Consider the following 17,332-nt stretch of genomic DNA (forward strand, 5'->3'; position numbering starts at 1 on the left):
TTAATAATTTATAACTCTGCAATTATACATTGCTCTGCCAATTTTAGCAATTTTTTCCTATCATTCAACACTTCTGGGTTAAATGTTTAGCGGTGTCGCTGATTTGTCGTGCTCCAAGTAATGTTTCATGATTACATCGACTCCCGTGCTGCATATTCCGGCAAGCATTACCAAGTCAACACCTGCTCGCGCTTGTAAAGTGATAAACGTATGACGGGTGTGGTAAGGAGAAAGATAACAGCTTATCGCACCAGACTCTACTAACTGAGTAACTACACCGGGATATTTAATCGTATTTCCGTCGGCATCTTTAACGCTGTTACCTAGCCATATATTGCCTAGTGTTCCACTATTAAAAATGTTGTCGAAAACATCCATAAATATCAAGCTTGCTGGATTAACACTTGCAGGCTTAATTCTCAGTAACAAATCTCGCAGTCTTGGATACATAACGAATAATCGTGTGTCACTGTTTTTGGTAGCCTTTACTTGCTTGATACTGCCAGCATACGATTTGTGAATGACGATTTGATTTCTGTCGAACCTGATGTTGTTCCAAGTAAGTGCAAAAGCTTCTCCACTGCGACACCCTGTTAGAAATAGGAATTCAATTAAAGGTGCAGCTTGACGTACATTAGACTTGTTAGACTCGTAGAAAGCCCTGATGATGATATCTCGCTCTTCCTTGGTGAAAGCACGTCTATCGCGCTCCGAGGGATTAGTTTCTGTATCTTGTATTTCATACCACGGCTGCACTGTTCCATCGGCATTAATTGTTGACTTGTACTTATCAGTTTTACTTTTAGTGACACCAGTAGGCAGTACAAACGGGTTAGCCGTGAGTTTTGTCTTGCCTTGAGACTGTAAGCGTAAAAAAGCCTCTGACAGTGCTGCTAAAACCAGTTTTCTGTTTTGTGAACAAACTGGAAATATCAAAAGTTTGTCAACAATAGTTAAATCACCTACCCTCATATCCCAAACAACATCCTCAAGGGTAGAGTATGTAGACTTTTTTTTGTCCCACTTGCGCCCCTTGAGAATGTTGGTATATGTTTTCGCAAAACTTGCTTGTATGTTGTTGGCTCTAACTGCGGTTGCTTCCAGATTAAGTAGTCCTCCCACATTGCCCCTACCGTCATTTCAGGTTCCGGTTCAGGGATAGGTGCAGCTAGCTTCAGTTCAGCAGCGTACTTGGTCATTGGTCAACTGATTTGAGATTTGAGATACGACTTACTTTAACAGAATCCCCAGAATCGATCGCAAGTAAGAAATTTCTCTAGTGTAGTCCTTGACGGGGATTAAGCTAAAATCTAAAATCGTCAGCCCCTAACCCAGAGTCTACAATGGATGCCAAAACTGCTCAAATACTAGATGGCAAAGCTTTAGCGACAAAGATTCAAAGCGAGCTGAGCGATCGAGTCCGCGCCCTACAACCCCAAAAGGGGCGTCCTCCGGGACTTGCGGTGCTGATGGTAGGGGACAACCCGGCCAGCGCAGCCTATGTTCGCAACAAAGAGCGAGCCTGCGCTAAGGTTGGCATAACTTCCTTCGGTCAGCATTACCCCGCAAACGCTACTCAAGCCGAACTAGAACTTGCAATTGGTGGACTCAACGAGGACGATCGAGTAGACGGCATTTTAGTTCAATTACCGCTACCAGAACACTTAGATGCAATTTCGCTGCTGTATCAAATTGCTCCCGACAAAGATGCTGACGGACTTCACCCTGTAAATTTAGGCCGTCTCGTGCGCGGGGAGCAAGGTTTGCGGAGTTGTACTCCCGCCGGAGTGATGCGGTTATTGCAGGAATACCAGATTGATTTAAAAGGAAAAAATGCCGTTGTTTTGGGACGGAGTATTTTGGTAGGTAAACCGATGGCGCTGATGCTATTAGAAGCCGACTGCACTGTTACTGTAGCTCATTCTCGGACGCAAAACCTAGAATCGATTACCAATCAAGCCGATATTCTAATAGCCGCAGTCGGCCGCACAGAAATGATTACAGCTAACATGGTTAAACCTGGATCAGTAGTAATTGATGTCGGTATCAACCGCGTCGTCAATCCAGACGGTACGAGTCGTTTAGCCGGAGATGTGAACTTTGATGCGGTTAAAACAGTAGCCGAATTTATCACTCCGGTGCCGGGAGGAATCGGGCCAATGACTGTCGCCATGCTTTTGGAAAATACCGTTTCGAGTTATATTGAATACGGTTCTAATTGAATTTTGACCAACTTGTGAGCCAGTATTAGCTCAATTAGTAGGCTTAGAAATCTATCAACACACAAAGATTTTAGCTATGGCTTTAAAACCGGATGCGTCAGGGATAATGCGCTTAATTGGCGACAACACCTCGGAATTCATTCAACTTTTTCCTGGAGATCTAACCAACTTCCCTTTAGGAGCTTGGGCGCTCGATGGCGACGATACAGTAGATGGCTCAGGGGCTAGCGAGTTAATCCTGGGAAATGAAGGGGAAGATATTCTCGGAGGTTTTGCAGGCAACGATTCTGTATTTGGGGGAAAAGGAAGAGATGCCTTGTTTGGAGGGGAGGGGAATGACTCCCTCAGTGGTGGTCTAGATGCTGATAGGCTTCTTGGAGGCGCTGGCGATGATATTTTATTGGGGGGGAGAGGCAATGATTTGTTATCCGACGGAGAGGGGAATAACACTCTGGTTGGCGGCTTGGGCAGAGACTTCTTCGAGTGTGGGTTTGGCAATAATAATTTATGCGTTCTGGGAATAGATACTGCCACTACAGATATCAATTCTAGTGATATAATCGAAAGTTTTGATCCTGATTTAGATCGCATTGGATTAGCGAGTGACTTAACGGTCAATGATATAGTGTTGGAGCCGGTACAGAATGTGGCATTAACATATACGTTCGATGGGCCGCAAGCTTTACAACCATTACTCGCTCCAGGTCCGGCCGGCGCAAGTGGATCTGCTTCAGGAACTCAACCCAGAAGCGGAATTACGGGAGTTTATTCAGGAACTCTAATCAGAGTCAGAAATTCTAACGCGATTTTAGGTTTTGTACAGGATGTAACCCCTAATGAACTACAAAGCAGCATTGTTTCCGTTCAGGGTTTCTAAGTTCAGGATAATCACTGGTGGCATGACAAACTTCTCATATTGTTAGCCACAAATTAACTGCTGATATTTACAGGGCTTACGCAGAAATGCTAGTAGTAGGGTGCGAAATACGCACCTTAATACTATCGGTTGTGTAAAAAATTACTATTATATTGATGTCGGTATCAACCGCCTCGTCAATCCAGACGGTACGAGTCGTGTGGCCCCAGATGTTGATTTTAATGCTGTTAAAACAGTAGCCGAATTTATCACGCCGGTGCCGGGAGGAATCGGGCCGATGACTGTTGCAATGCTTTTGGAAAATACCGTTTCGAGTTATATTGAATACGGTTCTAATTGAATTAGTGCCAACTTGTGAGCCACTATTGGCTCAAGTAGGGTTGATTAACAGTAAGACTTTTTCTGACATTTGCTAACAATCACTTACATTTGCCTTCTGGTCTTCATGTCATATAGAATGAATTTAGCCACTCAAATGTAGGTGAAAAACCTTGGTAGTACGCAACCGCTATATAAATAAGTTGCCTCTACATTATCAAAGCAAATAATCAGATTGGCTAATAGCTGTAAGCGATAACCAAGCTGAAGGCAAGAATATAAGTGCTTGTAGAAAATTCTACGGGCATCGGTTGATACGCGCAAGGTTTGAGATCGGATCTCAACTTATGTATTTGTTAGCAAATGTTAGCAAAAAAGTATCGGTTAGTAATCTACCAACAGACAAGGATTTTAGCTATGGCTTTAAAACCAGATGGGTCAGGGATAGTGCGCTTAATTGGTGACAACACCTCAGAAGGAATTCAACTTACTCCTGGAGATCTAAACAACTTCCCTTTAGGAGCTTGGGCCCTCGATGGCAACGATACAGTAAATGGCTCAGGGGCTAGCGAGTTAATCCTGGGAAATGAAGGGGAAGATTTTCTCACAGGTTTTGCAGGCAACGATTCTGTATTTGGGGGAAAAGGAAGAGATTTCCTGAATGGATCTGATGGAAATGACTGCCTCAGTGGTGGTCTAGATGCTGATTTTTTTCGTGGAGAAGCTGGCGATGATATTTTATTTGGGGGTAGAGGCAATGATGTTTTAGACGGCCAAGATGGGAATAACACTCTGGTTGGTGGCTTGGGCACAGACTTGTTACTTTGTGAGTTGGGCAATAATTTATGCGTTCTGGGAATAGATCCTGCCACTACAGATATCAATTCTAGTGATCTGATCGCAGGTTTTGATCCTGATGTAGATCGCATGGGATTAGCGAGTGGCTTAACGGTCAATGATATAGTGTTGGAGCCGGTAGAGGATGTGACAGTAACATATAGGTTCGACTTCCCACAAGCTTTACTACAAGTCCTCCCTCCAGAGCTGACCAGCGAATTGAGCGGCCCTGCTTCAGGAACTCTAATCAGAGTTAGAAATTCTAACGCGATTTTAGGTTTGGTAGGCGATGTAACGCCTAATGAACTACAAAGCAGGATTGTTTCCGTTCAGGGTTTCTAAGTTCAGGACAATCAGTGGTAAGCTGACAAACTTATCATTTTGTTAGGCACAAATTAACTCCTAATATTTACAGGAGTTACGCAGAAACGCGAGTAGTAGGGTGCGAAATACGCACCTTACTACTATGAGCAGTGTAAAATTTGACTATGCAGCGTAAGTCTTGTAAAATTGCTTACTCTTTGATTCCGCTTGGAGTGGGCGAAAGTTGGTGTAGTAGCGCTTTCAATATCCGATCGACATCACTAATCACTATGATTTACCGTGAGGAGTCCTTGACAGCAACAACGCGAATTCGCCGATAATCTGCAATCCAATTACCATCGCGGTACAGCGCCGATCGCAAACGCTCTGCAACTGCGTTAATTACCTGCGATCGCACATCATCAGACAGCCCCCACAAAAACCCGCCAGCAAACATCTCAATCCAATTTACCATACCCGCGCTGCCACCTTCTAGGGGAGTCGGTCGATCAAACAAAACCGCATAACCCACATCAAATCCCTGCTTTTCCAGAAGCCCAGCATACTCGCCAATACTCGGAAAATACCAAGGATTAAGCGCTTCAGGCTCCTCGCAGCCAATTTCTGACAAAACACTCAAAAGTGCCCGGACGATCGCCCCCACGTTCCCCTTACCGCCAAACTCAGCCACAAAACGCCCTCCCGGCTTCAGCGCTTTTGCCACACAATCGATCGCAGCATCCGGCTGTTTAATCCAGTGTAAAACCGCATTAGAAAACACAGCATCTAACGGCTCTTCTACTTGAAAACTCCTCGCATCTGCGACAGCGAAGTTAATGTGAGGATAGTTAACCTTTGCCGTGGAAATCATCGACAAAGAGGAATCAATACCTTGCACAAAAGCACCCCTTTGAGCAATCTTTTCAGTTAACTGTCCCGTACCGCAGCCCAAATCCAGAATTTGTTCACCAGCCTTCGGATCTAGTAACTCCAAAAGCGATTCACCGTACTGCCAAACAAAAGCATGATTTTTCTCATAAAGAGCGGTATTCCAAGAATTTTGTGCCATGATAACTACCCTAAATCTGTCTTCTCTTTCTCTGTGTTCTCTGTGTTCTCTGCGGTTAATAAAAAAAACCTTTTTCACAAAACCCATCAAATTATTTGTTAGCGAGTTGGGCGATCGCACTTCCCTCGATTCGGCAAACCCTAATATTTTCCAAAATCCGCGCTCCCTGCTTTTCATAAAAAGCAATACCAGGCGCATTGCCAGTATTAACAGTCCATTCAATCCGCCCGCAATTTGTGGACTCAGCAATTTGTGCCAAATACTTTAACAGCGCTGTCCCGACTCCCATACCGCGAAAATGAGCTTGCACAAATAAATCATCAAGCCAAAGGCAAGGCTGCGCCAAAAGACTTGAATAGGAGGAATGAAAAAGAGCAAATCCTACCGCTTTTCCCGCAACTTCAGCCAACAAAACCCGCACTAGCGGAGGCTGGCAAAACAACGTTTCCTGCAATTTATCTGCTGTTGCTGTTAACAGGTTTTTAGAGCCATCAAACTCGCTTTTTTGCGAAATAAAAGCCAAAATCAATTCCAAATCTGCCAGCTCTGCTTCTCTAATTTTGATATCCAAATTAGCCATTGTTTAATTCTCAATGTCGCCTATTAATCACTGTATGAAATGTCTTCATAAATGTCCAATATATGTTTAACTAACCACTTATACTTTTAAAATATAAATGATTGGGGAGCTATGGAACTTAGGCATTTGCGTTATTTCATTGCAGTTGCAGAGGAATTGAATTTCACTCGTGCAGCCGAAAAACTGCATATTGCCCAACCACCGCTGAGCCAACAAATCCAGCATTTGGAGGCAGAGTTGGGGTTTCAACTGTTTCGCCGCACCAAGCGGACGGTGCAGTTAACGGCTGCGGGACAGGTTTTTTTTGAGGAAGCCGGGAAAATTCTGCAGCAAGTCGATCGAGCAATTCAACTCGGCAGACAAACCAGTCGGGGCGAACTCGGCCAACTGACGATCGGCTTTGTGAGTTCTGCCGCACACAACGTGGTTCCAGCGATTTTGCAGGCGTTTCGCACTCGGTGTCCCGCCGTTAAGCTCGATCTGCACGAACTGACCACAAACGAACAGTTGCAGCGGCTGCGGTTCGGGCAAATTGATATCGGCTTCGTGCGTCCTCCGGTTGAGGAAGACGGGATAAATTCTGAAATCGTTTTTCGAGAACCGCTGATCGTGGCATTGCCAGAAACGCATCCGGCGGCCGATCGCACGAAGGTGGAATTACGTGAACTTTCCACGGAACCGTTCATTTTGTTTCCGCGTTCCCAGGCTCCGGGATTGTACGATGCGATCGTCAGTCTTTGTCAACAAGCAGGTTTTAGCCCGATCGCAGCTCAAGAAGCAATTCAAATGCAAACCATTGTGAGTCTGGTAGCCGCCGAGATGGGAGTGGCGATCGTCCCTGAGTCGATGCAAAATTTCCACCGCAGCGGGGTTGTTTACAAAGCGTTACCAGAATCAACCTGCATTGTGGCGATCGCTCTAATTTGGCGCAGCGATCCAACGGCTGCGGTGCAGCGGTTTTTGGAAGTCGCCAGACACATTAGCAGATTTGAGATTTGAGATTTGAGATTGTAAATTTTAGATTGACTGGTAATTTGACAAAGTTATTAAAACTCAAAGATTTTCTGTGCAACAACACCCGTAGAATGATTAATTGATGCTCGGAGTTCGAGCAACTGCTGCCGTAAAAGTCGGTACGATGCGACCCCAACGGCTCACAATATCCCACATAACTATTCAGTACAAGAGAGCAAGGGATGGTATTGGCAACAGAAATGGGTTCGTCCCAACCGGAATCCTCTTTCGATTTATCTGCTTATCTAGTCAAGCGAAAAGAGGCGATCGAGGTAGCTCTCGACAGTGCACTCCCGGTCATCTACCCAGAGAAAATCTACGAAGCAATGCGCTACTCGCTGCTAGCGGGGGGCAAGCGCCTGCGTCCGATCCTGTGTCTCGCTAGCTGCGAAATGGTCGGCGGCACTACATCTATGGCAATTCCGACAGCTTGCGCTTTGGAAATGATCCACACGATGTCGCTGATTCACGACGATTTGCCGGCAATGGACAATGACGACTACCGGCGTGGCAAACTGACGAACCACAAAGTCTACGGCGATGATATCGCCATTTTGGCTGGCGATGGTTTGTTGACCTATGCTTTTGAATTTATCGCCACTAAAACTGAGAACGTACCCCCCCAGCAGGTGTTGAAGACGATCGCCCATTTGGCGCGGGCATCGGGTGCTGCTGGACTCGTAGGCGGTCAAGTGGTTGATTTGGAATCGGAAGGAAAGACAGATGTTTCTCTGGAAACTTTGAATTACATTCACGCTCACAAAACAGGCGCGCTGTTAGAGGCTTGCGTAGTTTGTGGGGCAATTTTGGCTGGGGCCTCGGCTGCCGATTTGCAGCGGCTGTCTCGTTTCGCTCAAAATATTGGGCTGGCTTTCCAGATAATTGACGACATTCTGGATATTACTGCTACCCAAGAAGAACTGGGCAAAACTGCTGGCAAAGATGTTCAAGCAGGAAAAGTCACTTATCCGAGTTTGTGGGGAATTGAGGAGTCTCGGCGCCAAGCTTCGCAGCTTGTTGCTGATGCTAAGGCTCAATTGGCAGTGTTTGGGAGCAAAGCTCTACCGCTGCTGGCGATCGCCGATTATATTACCAGCCGCAGTAACTAGAAAGACTAAACACTATGCAGGAAATTTGCAGCGGCATTTTAAACAATCATGTACTCGTGGTTGCTTTGATCGCTTGTCTGGCGGCTCAGATCATGAAGTTGCCGATCGAGTTGGTCAAAAATCGCAAGTTTAATCTTCGGTATTTGGTAACAACGGGGGGAATGCCCAGCGCTCACTCGTCTTTTGTGGGCGCTTTGGCTGCTGGAGTGGGACAAACGATGGGATGGGAAAGTCCAGAGTTTGCGATCGCTGCGATCTTTGCAATTATTGTCATGTACGACGCAGCAGGCGTCCGCCAAGCAGCAGGCAAGCAAGCTCGCATCCTCAACCAAATTATTGACGAGTTTTTTGAGGAAGATCACAACCTTAATGAGGCTCGCCTGAAAGAGTTGCTGGGACACACTCCTTTTCAAGTGCTTGTAGGTTTGGGGCTGGGAATCACTATTGCTTGGATCGCAGGGCCTGCATATTAGTTAACTGTTAACTGTTAACTGTTAACTGTTGACTGTTAACTGTTAACTAATGACTACTGACCGAATTCTGCTTGCAGCAGGTCGTCGTTGTCATCGGCGATCGTGGCGACAATAGTAATAACCCGGGAAATTTCCCCCGTCGAGATTTCGGCGATCGTCCGAGTCGATACTACCGCAACTTGATTGTCAACAATCGCAAAATGAGATTCCAAAGTAGACAGCCAATTCATTTCTAGAAGTTTCCGCATTAATTGAGCTTCATTCTTCGCCGGCAACTGCAGTACAAAAGCCCAAACAGTCAAAGTATCATCTTCGGTGTCGCCGGTGAGTTGCACGAACACTTCAACACTGCCGTACTTAAACTTCCAAAGATGTCCGCCAGCTTCATTTTGACCGACCATCACTTTTTGGTCTACAGCCATGCTGGCGATGACAGTTTCAATTTCTTCTGCATAGGTGACGGCTGTGGCTTTTTCGACCTGCTCGGAGGCGATCGCGCTTTCACTCGATAGGCTTTCTGCGGAAGCTGTTTGTATGTTCGGCTCGCTGGTAGTCATAATTATATTTAGATGGAAAACTATTCCAATAATCAGTTTACTGGCTAAAGCTTAAAATTATGATTTTAAATAACTGGTTCCGAGGCTATGCCAAGGAACCAGTATATCTCGCTTGTTTGCGGAGGCAGACGCAAGTTTGACTGGCAAAGCGGTTTCAAGCAGGTGCGCGATCGTTTTTAAGCCTTGGGCTTAGTCGCCGCCGCCTTCTTCTCAATGTTATTCAAGCCGTTGAGGAACATCGGCACCAATTTCTCCACAAATGCCTGGGGGTCGCGGTTCCAGGCGCGCTGAGCTACATCGACTCTGGTCATTTGCAGATCCGGGGCCAGGAGGGTTCTGGGCAAGCGTTCCATCAGGTATTGCGGGCGTTCCCACATCGGCATGGTGTTGGCAATATCCACGAGGCGGGTGACGCGGCGGAGTTCTGCCCCCAGCATGATATCCATTCCCGATTCAAATGCTGCTTGTTCGATCGCCACATACTTGCGCTTTGCCTGTTCCACCTTCTGGCGGTGTTCCGGGCTTTTGGCAGCTATAGAGCCGAGCCAGCGGTTGCCCCAGCGGACGTGACCAGCTTCTTCTGGAAAAATCTTTTCGATAGTTTCGCGGATTTTGACGTTTTCGTCTGTTTGGGGAGCCTGTTTGAGGGCGTGGATGTGGGCTGAGAAATACTCGCAGCCCCGCTTCTCGGTGACGTTAATAGCAGCGAGGGAAGAAATTACAAAGTCTTCGCGGTCTTGGGTGGGGTCTTTTTGTTCGCTGTCGAGCAACCTTTCAAATTCGTCAATATAGGAGACTCCCGGCGGCGTTCCCACATTTTGGCCGAGGTCTACCAGCAAGTCGGTGAGCCACATGGCGTGCCGCGCTTCGTCGGAAATGTGCCGAGAAAGGTCGCGCACGAGTTCGGCCGGTTCCCCGTCTAGCCGTTCGATCAAGTCGGTGAGGTCTTTGCAACTGCGCTGTTCGCTGTAGCGGTAGCGGTTGAGGGTGATCAGGTGAATTTCGCGATCGCGCACTACATTAGCTAAAATTTCGCGCGCTCCCATTGCGTTGCGAAGCTTGCGGGGATAGGCAACAGTCATGGTTTTATGTTGTTTTGTAAAGATACTTGTATAAGTGTAACGCAGTTTTTTCGACAACCAATTACCTCCCAAGGCAGAAAGTTATTGTTTAGCACGGAGATTCAATTTTATACAGACAATTTTTTTTACTAGCTCAACCAATGACAATAGTTTTGAGTTGCGAGTCATACCATTTTAGATTTTAGATTTTAGATTTTAGATTTTAGATTAAAAATGACTCCTGAATATCAGGGTTTGGAGCTTTTCTACAGTTACGTTAGTTTTTTAAACTGCTATCACGCAAGGGTTGCGCGGAGCACACAAAGCAACCTCATACACTCAAAACTTGTCAGGTTCCGTCGAGTCTTGGGCCTCAACACTAGCAGACTCTTGTTGAAATTTTCGCGCCTCTTCTACTTCCAACCTAGCCAGAGTTGTCGCCACATCAGCTAACTGTAAAGCCAGATTCATCCGACAAATCGGGTTTTTTTCCCTCCAGAGGTCTTTTGGCAAGAAATGTACTCGCAGGGCGAAACATTTTAATTGAATTTGGTGGAGTAACTTTCACGGTCATAGTCTTTCTTCTGTTGAAGTTTGAATGCCCAGCAGCACCCGTTCTAGCTCCAAGTAAACAAATGTCAGCATGATTACTTTATCTTCATCGGTGATTGTAACACTACAAGTTGCTGATCGAGGTTCAACGCCTTCGTGCCTGACAACTACAGTATATTTTCCCTGCTTCAAGTTATCAAAATTCACATCAGCCTCAAACAGGTCAACTGTCTCCTCTGCCAGCACTCGTCCTTCTTGAGTTAGTAAAGTGACAAACGCAATGCCGTCAACTGAAGTCATGGCGACGTTACTCTGATTGCGGATCATCACAAAAATATCGGACATCGTTTGGTCATTGTTAATTGCTAATTGCTAATTTAGAATGAGTGCAGCACCTCACAAACAAAGGAGCATAAATACGGTGAATTATTTCAATTTTTTGCTAATTTTTACTATTAGTGCAGCGGTTCTCGGTTCGGGAAAAAGTGGGGCCCTAGCTGCTGTCTGGAATATCTCTGAGACTGAGCCTGGTTTGCACCTTCACAGCGTGCGGGTTGCTCAAGGGGTAGAGCGCAATTTAAGCAACTCGAAAGGTACATTAAAAGAAGGCAGTGCCATCTCTATCGATCCAGATGATGTGGTTGGAATACCAAAAGCTGAGGCGCGGCAGCGTTTCATTCTGAATAAGATATATCGGGTTCAGGAAGGCACTACCGCTGACGATTTGTTTATTGTGGATGAGAAAGCAAATAAATGGGCTGTAGAGGATGTCTCTGAGGCTACAATGGGCCCTACTACTAACAGCGTTGCCCAGATAGTGTCGGGTAACGGGAGAGTCTGGGCGCTGATCCAGAAGTTCTAAACTCAAAAAGAACGCCGCTTTTAAGGGCGGCGTTCTTATTAATTAAAAATCACAGGTTAAGAATGGTATAATTACCAGTTTTAACTTTTAATTTTTAATTGTTAATTTTCTAACAGTCGTAGTAGAGAGCAAACTCGTAGGGGTGAGGACGCAACCGCATTGGGTTGACTTCATTGTCGAGTTTGTAGGAAATCCAGGTTTGGATGAAGTCTTCGGTAAATACGCCGGTTTCAGTTAAGAAACTGTGGTCTTTTTCTAAAGCTTCTAAAGCGCCTTCCAAGGAACCGGGAGTTGAAGGAATTTTGCTCAATTCTTCAGGGGAAAGGTCGTAGATATCCACGTCCAAAGGTTCGCCCGGATCGATTTGATTCTTGATGCCGTCTATGCCGGCGCACAGCATGGCTGCAAATGCTAAATAGGGGTTGGATGTGGCATCGGGACAGCGGAATTCTAAGCGCTTGGCTTTGGGGTTGGTTCCCGACAACGGAATCCGCACTGATGCCGATCGATTCCCTTGAGAGTAAGCTAAGTTTACAGGGGCTTCAAAGCCCGGAACTAAACGCTTGTAGGAATTGGTCGTGGGGTTGGTGATTGCCAAAAGTGCCGGTGCGTGCTTGAGAATGCCGCCGATGTAATGCAGTCCCATTTGACTGAAACCAGCATATTGATCGCCTGCAAATAGAGGTTGACCGTCTTTCCAAATCGACTGGTGAACGTGCATCCCGGAACCGTTGTCGTTAAACAGCGGCTTGGGCATGAAGGTGATGGTTTTGCCGTATTTTTTGCCGACGTTTTTGATGACGTATTTGTAAGTCAGCAAGTAGTCGGCGGCTTGTACTAAAGTGGCAAAACGGAAACCGAGTTCGCATTGACCGCCGGTGGCGACTTCGTGGTGGTGCTTTTCGATGGGTACGCCGCATTTTGCCATTGTCAGCAGCATTTCCGTTCTCATGTCTTGTGAGGTATCGGTTGGTGCTACTGGGAAATAACCTTCTTTGTAACGCGGTTTATAGCCGAGGTTGCCGCCTGCTTCTTCTTTGCCGGAATTCCAACGACCTTCGATCGAATCTACGTAATAGTAGCCGGAATTTTGGGTTTGGTCGAAGCGAACGTCGTCAAAAATAAAGAATTCTGCTTCCGGGCCAAAGAATGCTGTATCGCCGAGACCGGTCGAAAGCAAGTAGTCTATGGCTTTTTGGGCAATGGTGCGGGGACAGCGACTGTACGGTTCGCCGGTGCGAGGTTCTTTGATGCTGCAAATGAAGCTGATGGTCGGTTCTGCCATGAACGGGTCCATCCAAGCGGTGGTCGGATCGATGACCATCGTCATGTCTGATTCGTTGATGGCTTTCCAGCCCCTAATGCTGGAACCGTCGAAGGGTACGCCGTCTGTGAATGCGGTTTCGTCGATTTGGTCGTGGTACAGGGAAAGGTGCTGCCAGATCCCCGGCATATCGATGAATTTGAGGTCAACGATCTGGATCTTATTTTCTTGTATGTAGTTTAAGGCTTCTTGGGGTGTCTGGAACATGACTTACTCCTGATATTGGTTGTGTCTTGGCGATCGGCCGATTTCAGACTGTTTGGGCGATCGTAGGCCTTCAGTATCCACTATTTTGTATCTATGGCTACAAAATTTTGAAATAGCGGCCCAGTGCGGTCGGGCAGTTCGAGATTCTTGCCCTGTGGATTATTTGTCGGCTGAACATAAAGGCAAACGGCTGAATTTTACGACAGTTTGCCGCGGATAGACTACCCTTGGTGAAAATCCTATCTCAAATCTTAATCAAACGCCGATTTGTAGTAGTCTACAATAGGCGGTCTGTCTCAGATAGCAAAGTATTGATAAAGATTTTTGGGAGAGAAACTTATGCGCGATGCAGTGACGAGCCTGATTGAAAATTATGATGTTGCTGGTAGGTATTTAGACCGAGATGGTATCGATCGGTTGAAATCTTATTTTGCAACGGGCACGGCACGGGTACAGGCGGCGGCTGCGATTAACAGCAATGCTGCGGCAATTGTCAAGCAAGCTGGTATCCAGCTATTTGCTGAACAGCCAGAACTGATCCGTCCCGGGGGAAATGCCTACACGACTCGTCGCTACGCGGCTTGTCTGCGGGATATGGACTACTACTTGCGCTATGCTACTTACGCCCTGGTGGCTGGAAGTACCGACGTGCTCGACGAGCGCGTGCTGCAAGGTTTGCGAGAAACTTACAATTCTCTAAGCGTTCCCATTGGCCCGACGGTGATGGGGATTAGCATTATGAAGGAGATGGTTAAGGCTCAAGTGCAAGCTGCTGGCTTGTCTGTGGGGCCTTTTTTGGAGCAGCCTTTTGATTACATGATTCGCGAATTGAGCGAACAAGATATTTAAGTCAATTTGCTAGTTCTTTTAGCAGCAAATTGCACTTGTGGCTGGCAGTTAGCAGCAGTTAGATCGATCGCTTTTTTTGGCCTCACAGCCTCCAAGCGATCTTTTTTTATGGGTTATACAATTTTAGATTAAAGATTTCAGATTAAAAATTATAGATTAAAAATTTGAATAATTGGGAATGACTTATGAATTAAGGGTTTGGAGCTTCCCTATAATTGCATTCTTTCTTGAAACTGGTGCTAAAAATCGTCAACACATCCCCAGACGAGGCATTTGTCTAGGGGATTTTTGGTTTGGCGCCGATCGATTTGTGCGGTGGTTGTTGCTTCTACTTCGCCATTGGGGTAAAGAATGTGGATGATGTCACCGCTGACGAAGGCGAGGGGATTATCTTGACAATTGCCCGAATTTCTGATAGGAAAGTTAATTGTTTTCATTGTCGATCGTCCTGATGGTATTTGTAGTGCTTTTAGCTGCATATAAATCATCCGCTAGTAGCCAAAATTATTGTGTGATTCTACGGATGTTTATCTGTGATTCAACTACACACTCAGAGCGATCTCAGTCACATAATGTGAGGTGGGGCGATCGCCCCGCGATCAGCTCAAAACCAAAATAATTGCCAAAAATTAGCAGTCGGGCTTGTGCGTAAGTGCTAATCTGGTACTGTCCTTAACCCTATCCGTACAGATTAAAAACCTTGGCTAAACAGCGACTAGACACTTTATTGGTCAGCCTAGATTTGTGCAGTTCCAGACAGCAAGCTCAGGCATTGATTCGGACTGGGAAAGTCTCCATCAACCAACAGGTAGTTGACAAACCGGGCACTGAGGTTGACATTGCAGCAAAAATTCAGATTAAAGAGCGATCGCGCTATGTTTCCAGAGGCGGTGACAAATTAGCCAAAGCTTTAGAAGTTTTTGCGATTCCCGTTGCAGGCAGAATTTGTCTCGACGGTGGCATTTCCACAGGCGGTTTTACCGACTGTCTGCTGCAAGCCGGCGCGGCCCTAGTGTATGGCGTAGATGTTGGCTACGGTCAAGCAGATTGGGGCTTGCGTAACGATCCGAGGGTAATTTTGAAAGAACGCACCAATTTGCGGTACATGACTGCTACTGAGCTTTACGGCAATTCACCCCCCCCAGCCCCCCCTTGTCAAGGGGGGGAGCAAGAGTTGCCCCCCGCTTGTCAAGGGGGGGAGCAAGATTCACCCCCCCCAGCCCCCGCTTGTCAAGGGGGGGAGCAAGATTCTTTGCCCATAGGGGTTTATGCAGATTTGGCGGTAGTAGATGTGTCGTTTATTTCCTTGGATAAGATTTTACCGGCGCTGTGGGAATTGTTGGTACCACCGCGAGAAGCAGTGTTGCTGGTAAAACCGCAGTTTGAGGTAGGGCGCGAGAGAGTCGGGAAAAAAGGGGTAGTGCGAGACTCAGCAACTCAAGCCGATGCGATTTTTCAAGTGTGGAAGGCAGCCACAGCTTTAGGATGGCAACAACGGGGCTTAACGTGGTCGCCTTTACTTGGCCCGGCCGGTAATATCGAGTATCTTTTATGGTTGGGGATCGATCGCGAACAAGAGCCAGAGCCGAGGGCGATCGAAGAGGATGTTGTGAAGGAACGGATCGCACAAGTCACCAAAGCGGCGGCGCGGGAACTTGTCGATCGATTGTAGATTGTAGATTGTAGATTGATTTCAAGATGTCAAACTAATCAATTTTAAAAATCAAATTTGGAACTCCAGATTGCTCTAAAATTTATATTTTTTTGTCAATCAGACTCCTCAACTTTCACAAGAGTGAATAATTCCATGCAATCATTCAAACAAGCCGGTTCGATTTTACTCTACGTTCTAGGTGCCATCGGGTATGTGGCGATTTTAGCTACTATTGTAGGCGTTTCAATGCTGATCAAGTGGGTGGCTCTGCTACTAGCTGACAAATTATTATATACAATTCTGATTATCGGCGATTTGTTGAGGGGCATCGAAATTATTGAACTGTTAAATATATTGATATTTGCATTTATCGGTATGGGAGTGGGTGTGGCGACAAGGCTTCTACACCCTCAATACGGTCGCAAAATTAGTGCAGCTTTGTTGATAGTTATAGTTCCCTTAGTTTTCATGATTACGCCAGCCATCCGATATAATTCTTGGCTGGAAAAAGTCGAGGAATCGGATAAATTATTACCAGCGCAAACTGCAACATTAACTAACTCATTTTTGAATAGAAAAGTAGGATTGCCTGGTTTTCTAGGTTATTACGTATATACTGGTCAGTTTCCGGTTATTCCGACGAAACAATCGGAGATGAAAGACCTTGACAGCTTTGAAAAAAAAGTTAATTCCAGATTTGTACAGTTAACAGGCATTGCTCCGACTATTGTTTCTTGGTCAATGCGGGTTTGTTTTTGGCTGATTAGAATATTTTACTTTTCTATAGCGGTAATTGCGACCATCGCTCATTTTAGAGAAGGTGTGAGAATCGCGAGACGGTAATACGATTTTCGATTTTCGATAGATCCTAGCTCTTCGATTCTTAAGAAATAACGCTCTTCTGACCGAAAGCATCCAGGATACAAGATCCCGGATTCATTCCGAAAGCAGACTCAGGGCCCAGAAATAAAAAACCTGTATCCGATGAAACTTGCCGAACGTATTTCTCTCGCGCAAGTCAATGCTTCAATTCTTTAATCTCAAATCTCAAATCTAAAATCCTGGAGTTTAGACTAAAAAACGATCGCATCTAAAAGTACCTGCCTTTCAACACCGGGCAAGTTATTGCTCAACAATTCCAAATAGAGGAGATTAAACAACTAATCTTGAGGACTTTTTGCGTCGAGAGACTCGTTTTTTGACAGTGGGATATCGTGGTGCCGATATCCGTACCTTTCCTGTTTCCCAACCAGGAGATTTTCCCCTCGGTTTAGGTAGTTTCGTCGGAGTACCAATGTCAACTAAAATTGATAACATTGATTGGGCAACACGTCCAGGAGTTAAATCGATTGAGCCGCAGATTGCCAAGGCAGTCGATTTTCTTTAACTAAATCCCTAGCCAGCCAGAGTTGCCAACTCATCAAGGGCATTAAATCACTCCACCGCTCACATTGAGAGGGAGTT

19 protein-coding genes and 1 pseudogene are annotated in these 17,332 nt (G+C 46.0%); 11 read left to right on the forward strand and 9 right to left on the reverse strand.

Translation table 11 applies throughout. From position 1 onward, the window contains the following. Positions 1–78 precede the first annotated feature (78 nt). The gene (locus QUB24_RS30985) at positions 79–1,122 is read right to left on the reverse strand and encodes a tyrosine-type recombinase/integrase (protein WP_333157396.1); all 1,044 of its coding nucleotides are present in this window, start codon (positions 1,120–1,122) and stop codon (positions 79–81) included. Between the two features lie 221 nt (positions 1,123–1,343). Here QUB24_RS30985 and folD point away from each other — a divergent pair, with 221 nt between their 5' ends. The 4 genes and pseudogenes from folD (at position 1,344) to QUB24_RS31005 (ending at position 4,596) form a co-directional block, all read left to right on the forward strand. Next, positions 1,344–2,222: a bifunctional methylenetetrahydrofolate dehydrogenase/methenyltetrahydrofolate cyclohydrolase FolD gene (gene folD / locus QUB24_RS30990; RefSeq protein WP_333157397.1), complete on the forward strand. Its 879-nt coding sequence runs from the start codon at positions 1,344–1,346 to the stop codon at positions 2,220–2,222. Between the two features lie 76 nt (positions 2,223–2,298). Beyond that, entirely contained in the window at positions 2,299–3,099 is an 801-nt protein-coding gene (locus QUB24_RS30995) for a calcium-binding protein (protein ID WP_333157398.1), read from the forward strand. Between the two features lie 151 nt (positions 3,100–3,250). After that, a pseudogene (locus QUB24_RS31000) lies at positions 3,251–3,439 on the forward strand (bifunctional 5,10-methylene-tetrahydrofolate dehydrogenase/5,10-methylene-tetrahydrofolate cyclohydrolase); the annotation flags it as partial. A gap of 395 nt (positions 3,440–3,834) precedes the next feature. Beyond that, positions 3,835–4,596, forward strand: coding sequence for a calcium-binding protein (locus QUB24_RS31005; protein ID WP_333157399.1), 762 nt, complete (start codon positions 3,835–3,837; stop codon positions 4,594–4,596). A 256-nt stretch (positions 4,597–4,852) separates the two neighbouring features. On the opposite strand, the gene QUB24_RS31010 is transcribed toward QUB24_RS31005, so the two are convergent. Together QUB24_RS31010 and QUB24_RS31015 are read right to left on the reverse strand one after the other, a co-directional pair. Continuing rightward, positions 4,853–5,626 (reverse strand): methyltransferase domain-containing protein, encoded by a 774-nt coding sequence (locus QUB24_RS31010; RefSeq protein WP_333157400.1) that lies wholly within the window; start codon positions 5,624–5,626, stop codon positions 4,853–4,855. 91 nt (positions 5,627–5,717) lie between these two features. Continuing rightward, positions 5,718–6,206, reverse strand: coding sequence for a GNAT family N-acetyltransferase (locus tag QUB24_RS31015; RefSeq protein ID WP_333157401.1), 489 nt, complete (start codon positions 6,204–6,206; stop codon positions 5,718–5,720). Positions 6,207–6,317: 111 nt separating this feature from the next. On the opposite strand from QUB24_RS31015, the gene QUB24_RS31020 reads away from it, so the two are divergent. From QUB24_RS31020 to QUB24_RS31030, 3 genes are all read left to right on the forward strand, one after another. After that, entirely contained in the window at positions 6,318–7,205 is an 888-nt protein-coding gene (locus QUB24_RS31020) for a LysR family transcriptional regulator (protein ID WP_333157402.1), read from the forward strand. A 197-nt stretch (positions 7,206–7,402) separates the two neighbouring features. After that, positions 7,403–8,329 (forward strand): geranylgeranyl diphosphate synthase CrtE, encoded by a 927-nt coding sequence (gene crtE / locus QUB24_RS31025; protein WP_333157403.1) that lies wholly within the window; start codon positions 7,403–7,405, stop codon positions 8,327–8,329. Between the two features lie 14 nt (positions 8,330–8,343). Continuing rightward, on the forward strand, positions 8,344–8,802 hold the full coding sequence (locus QUB24_RS31030) for a divergent PAP2 family protein (RefSeq protein WP_333140770.1): 459 nt from the start codon (positions 8,344–8,346) through the stop codon (positions 8,800–8,802). Between the two features lie 53 nt (positions 8,803–8,855). Here the strand turns inward: QUB24_RS31030 and QUB24_RS31035 are convergent, their stop codons facing one another. The 4 genes from QUB24_RS31035 to QUB24_RS31050 form a co-directional block, all read right to left on the reverse strand. Further along, positions 8,856–9,359 (reverse strand): YbjN domain-containing protein, encoded by a 504-nt coding sequence (locus QUB24_RS31035; protein WP_333157404.1) that lies wholly within the window; start codon positions 9,357–9,359, stop codon positions 8,856–8,858. A 176-nt stretch (positions 9,360–9,535) separates the two neighbouring features. Further along, complete coding sequence (locus QUB24_RS31040) at positions 9,536–10,441, reverse strand: ferritin-like domain-containing protein (RefSeq protein ID WP_333157405.1); 906 nt, start codon at positions 10,439–10,441, stop codon at positions 9,536–9,538. 318 nt (positions 10,442–10,759) lie between these two features. Next, the gene (locus tag QUB24_RS31045; protein WP_333157406.1) at positions 10,760–10,891 is read right to left on the reverse strand and encodes a hypothetical protein; all 132 of its coding nucleotides are present in this window, start codon (positions 10,889–10,891) and stop codon (positions 10,760–10,762) included. Between the two features lie 99 nt (positions 10,892–10,990). Further along, positions 10,991–11,317: a hypothetical protein gene (locus QUB24_RS31050; protein WP_333098785.1), complete on the reverse strand. Its 327-nt coding sequence runs from the start codon at positions 11,315–11,317 to the stop codon at positions 10,991–10,993. Between the two features lie 76 nt (positions 11,318–11,393). On the opposite strand from QUB24_RS31050, the gene QUB24_RS31055 reads away from it, so the two are divergent. Further along, the gene (locus tag QUB24_RS31055) at positions 11,394–11,834 is read left to right on the forward strand and encodes a hypothetical protein (protein WP_333157407.1); all 441 of its coding nucleotides are present in this window, start codon (positions 11,394–11,396) and stop codon (positions 11,832–11,834) included. Positions 11,835–11,943: 109 nt separating this feature from the next. Here QUB24_RS31055 and glnA read toward each other — a convergent pair whose 3' ends face one another. Beyond that, positions 11,944–13,365 carry a type I glutamate--ammonia ligase gene (glnA, locus tag QUB24_RS31060; protein WP_333057654.1) on the reverse strand — a complete coding sequence of 474 codons (1,422 nt, stop codon included), beginning with the start codon at positions 13,363–13,365 and terminating at the stop codon, positions 11,944–11,946. Between the two features lie 339 nt (positions 13,366–13,704). Between glnA and apcB the strand changes: the two genes are divergently transcribed. After that, positions 13,705–14,214, forward strand: a complete 510-nt coding sequence (gene apcB, locus QUB24_RS31065) for an allophycocyanin subunit beta (RefSeq protein ID WP_333157408.1) — start codon at positions 13,705–13,707, stop codon at positions 14,212–14,214. 239 nt (positions 14,215–14,453) lie between these two features. On the opposite strand, the gene QUB24_RS31070 is transcribed toward apcB, so the two are convergent. Then, positions 14,454–14,651, reverse strand: coding sequence for a hypothetical protein (locus tag QUB24_RS31070; protein ID WP_333157409.1), 198 nt, complete (start codon positions 14,649–14,651; stop codon positions 14,454–14,456). A 263-nt stretch (positions 14,652–14,914) separates the two neighbouring features. Between QUB24_RS31070 and QUB24_RS31075 the strand changes: the two genes are divergently transcribed. Both QUB24_RS31075 and QUB24_RS31080 read left to right on the forward strand, forming a co-directional pair. Next, the gene (locus tag QUB24_RS31075; protein WP_333157410.1) at positions 14,915–15,886 is read left to right on the forward strand and encodes a TlyA family RNA methyltransferase; all 972 of its coding nucleotides are present in this window, start codon (positions 14,915–14,917) and stop codon (positions 15,884–15,886) included. Positions 15,887–16,021: 135 nt separating this feature from the next. Then, positions 16,022–16,711 (forward strand): hypothetical protein, encoded by a 690-nt coding sequence (locus tag QUB24_RS31080; RefSeq protein WP_333157411.1) that lies wholly within the window; start codon positions 16,022–16,024, stop codon positions 16,709–16,711. The last annotated feature ends 621 nt before the right edge of the window (positions 16,712–17,332 follow it).

Source organism: Microcoleus sp. B9-D4, from assembly GCF_036705105.1.
In the GTDB taxonomy this organism is placed as follows: domain Bacteria; phylum Cyanobacteriota; class Cyanobacteriia; order Cyanobacteriales; family Microcoleaceae; genus Microcoleus.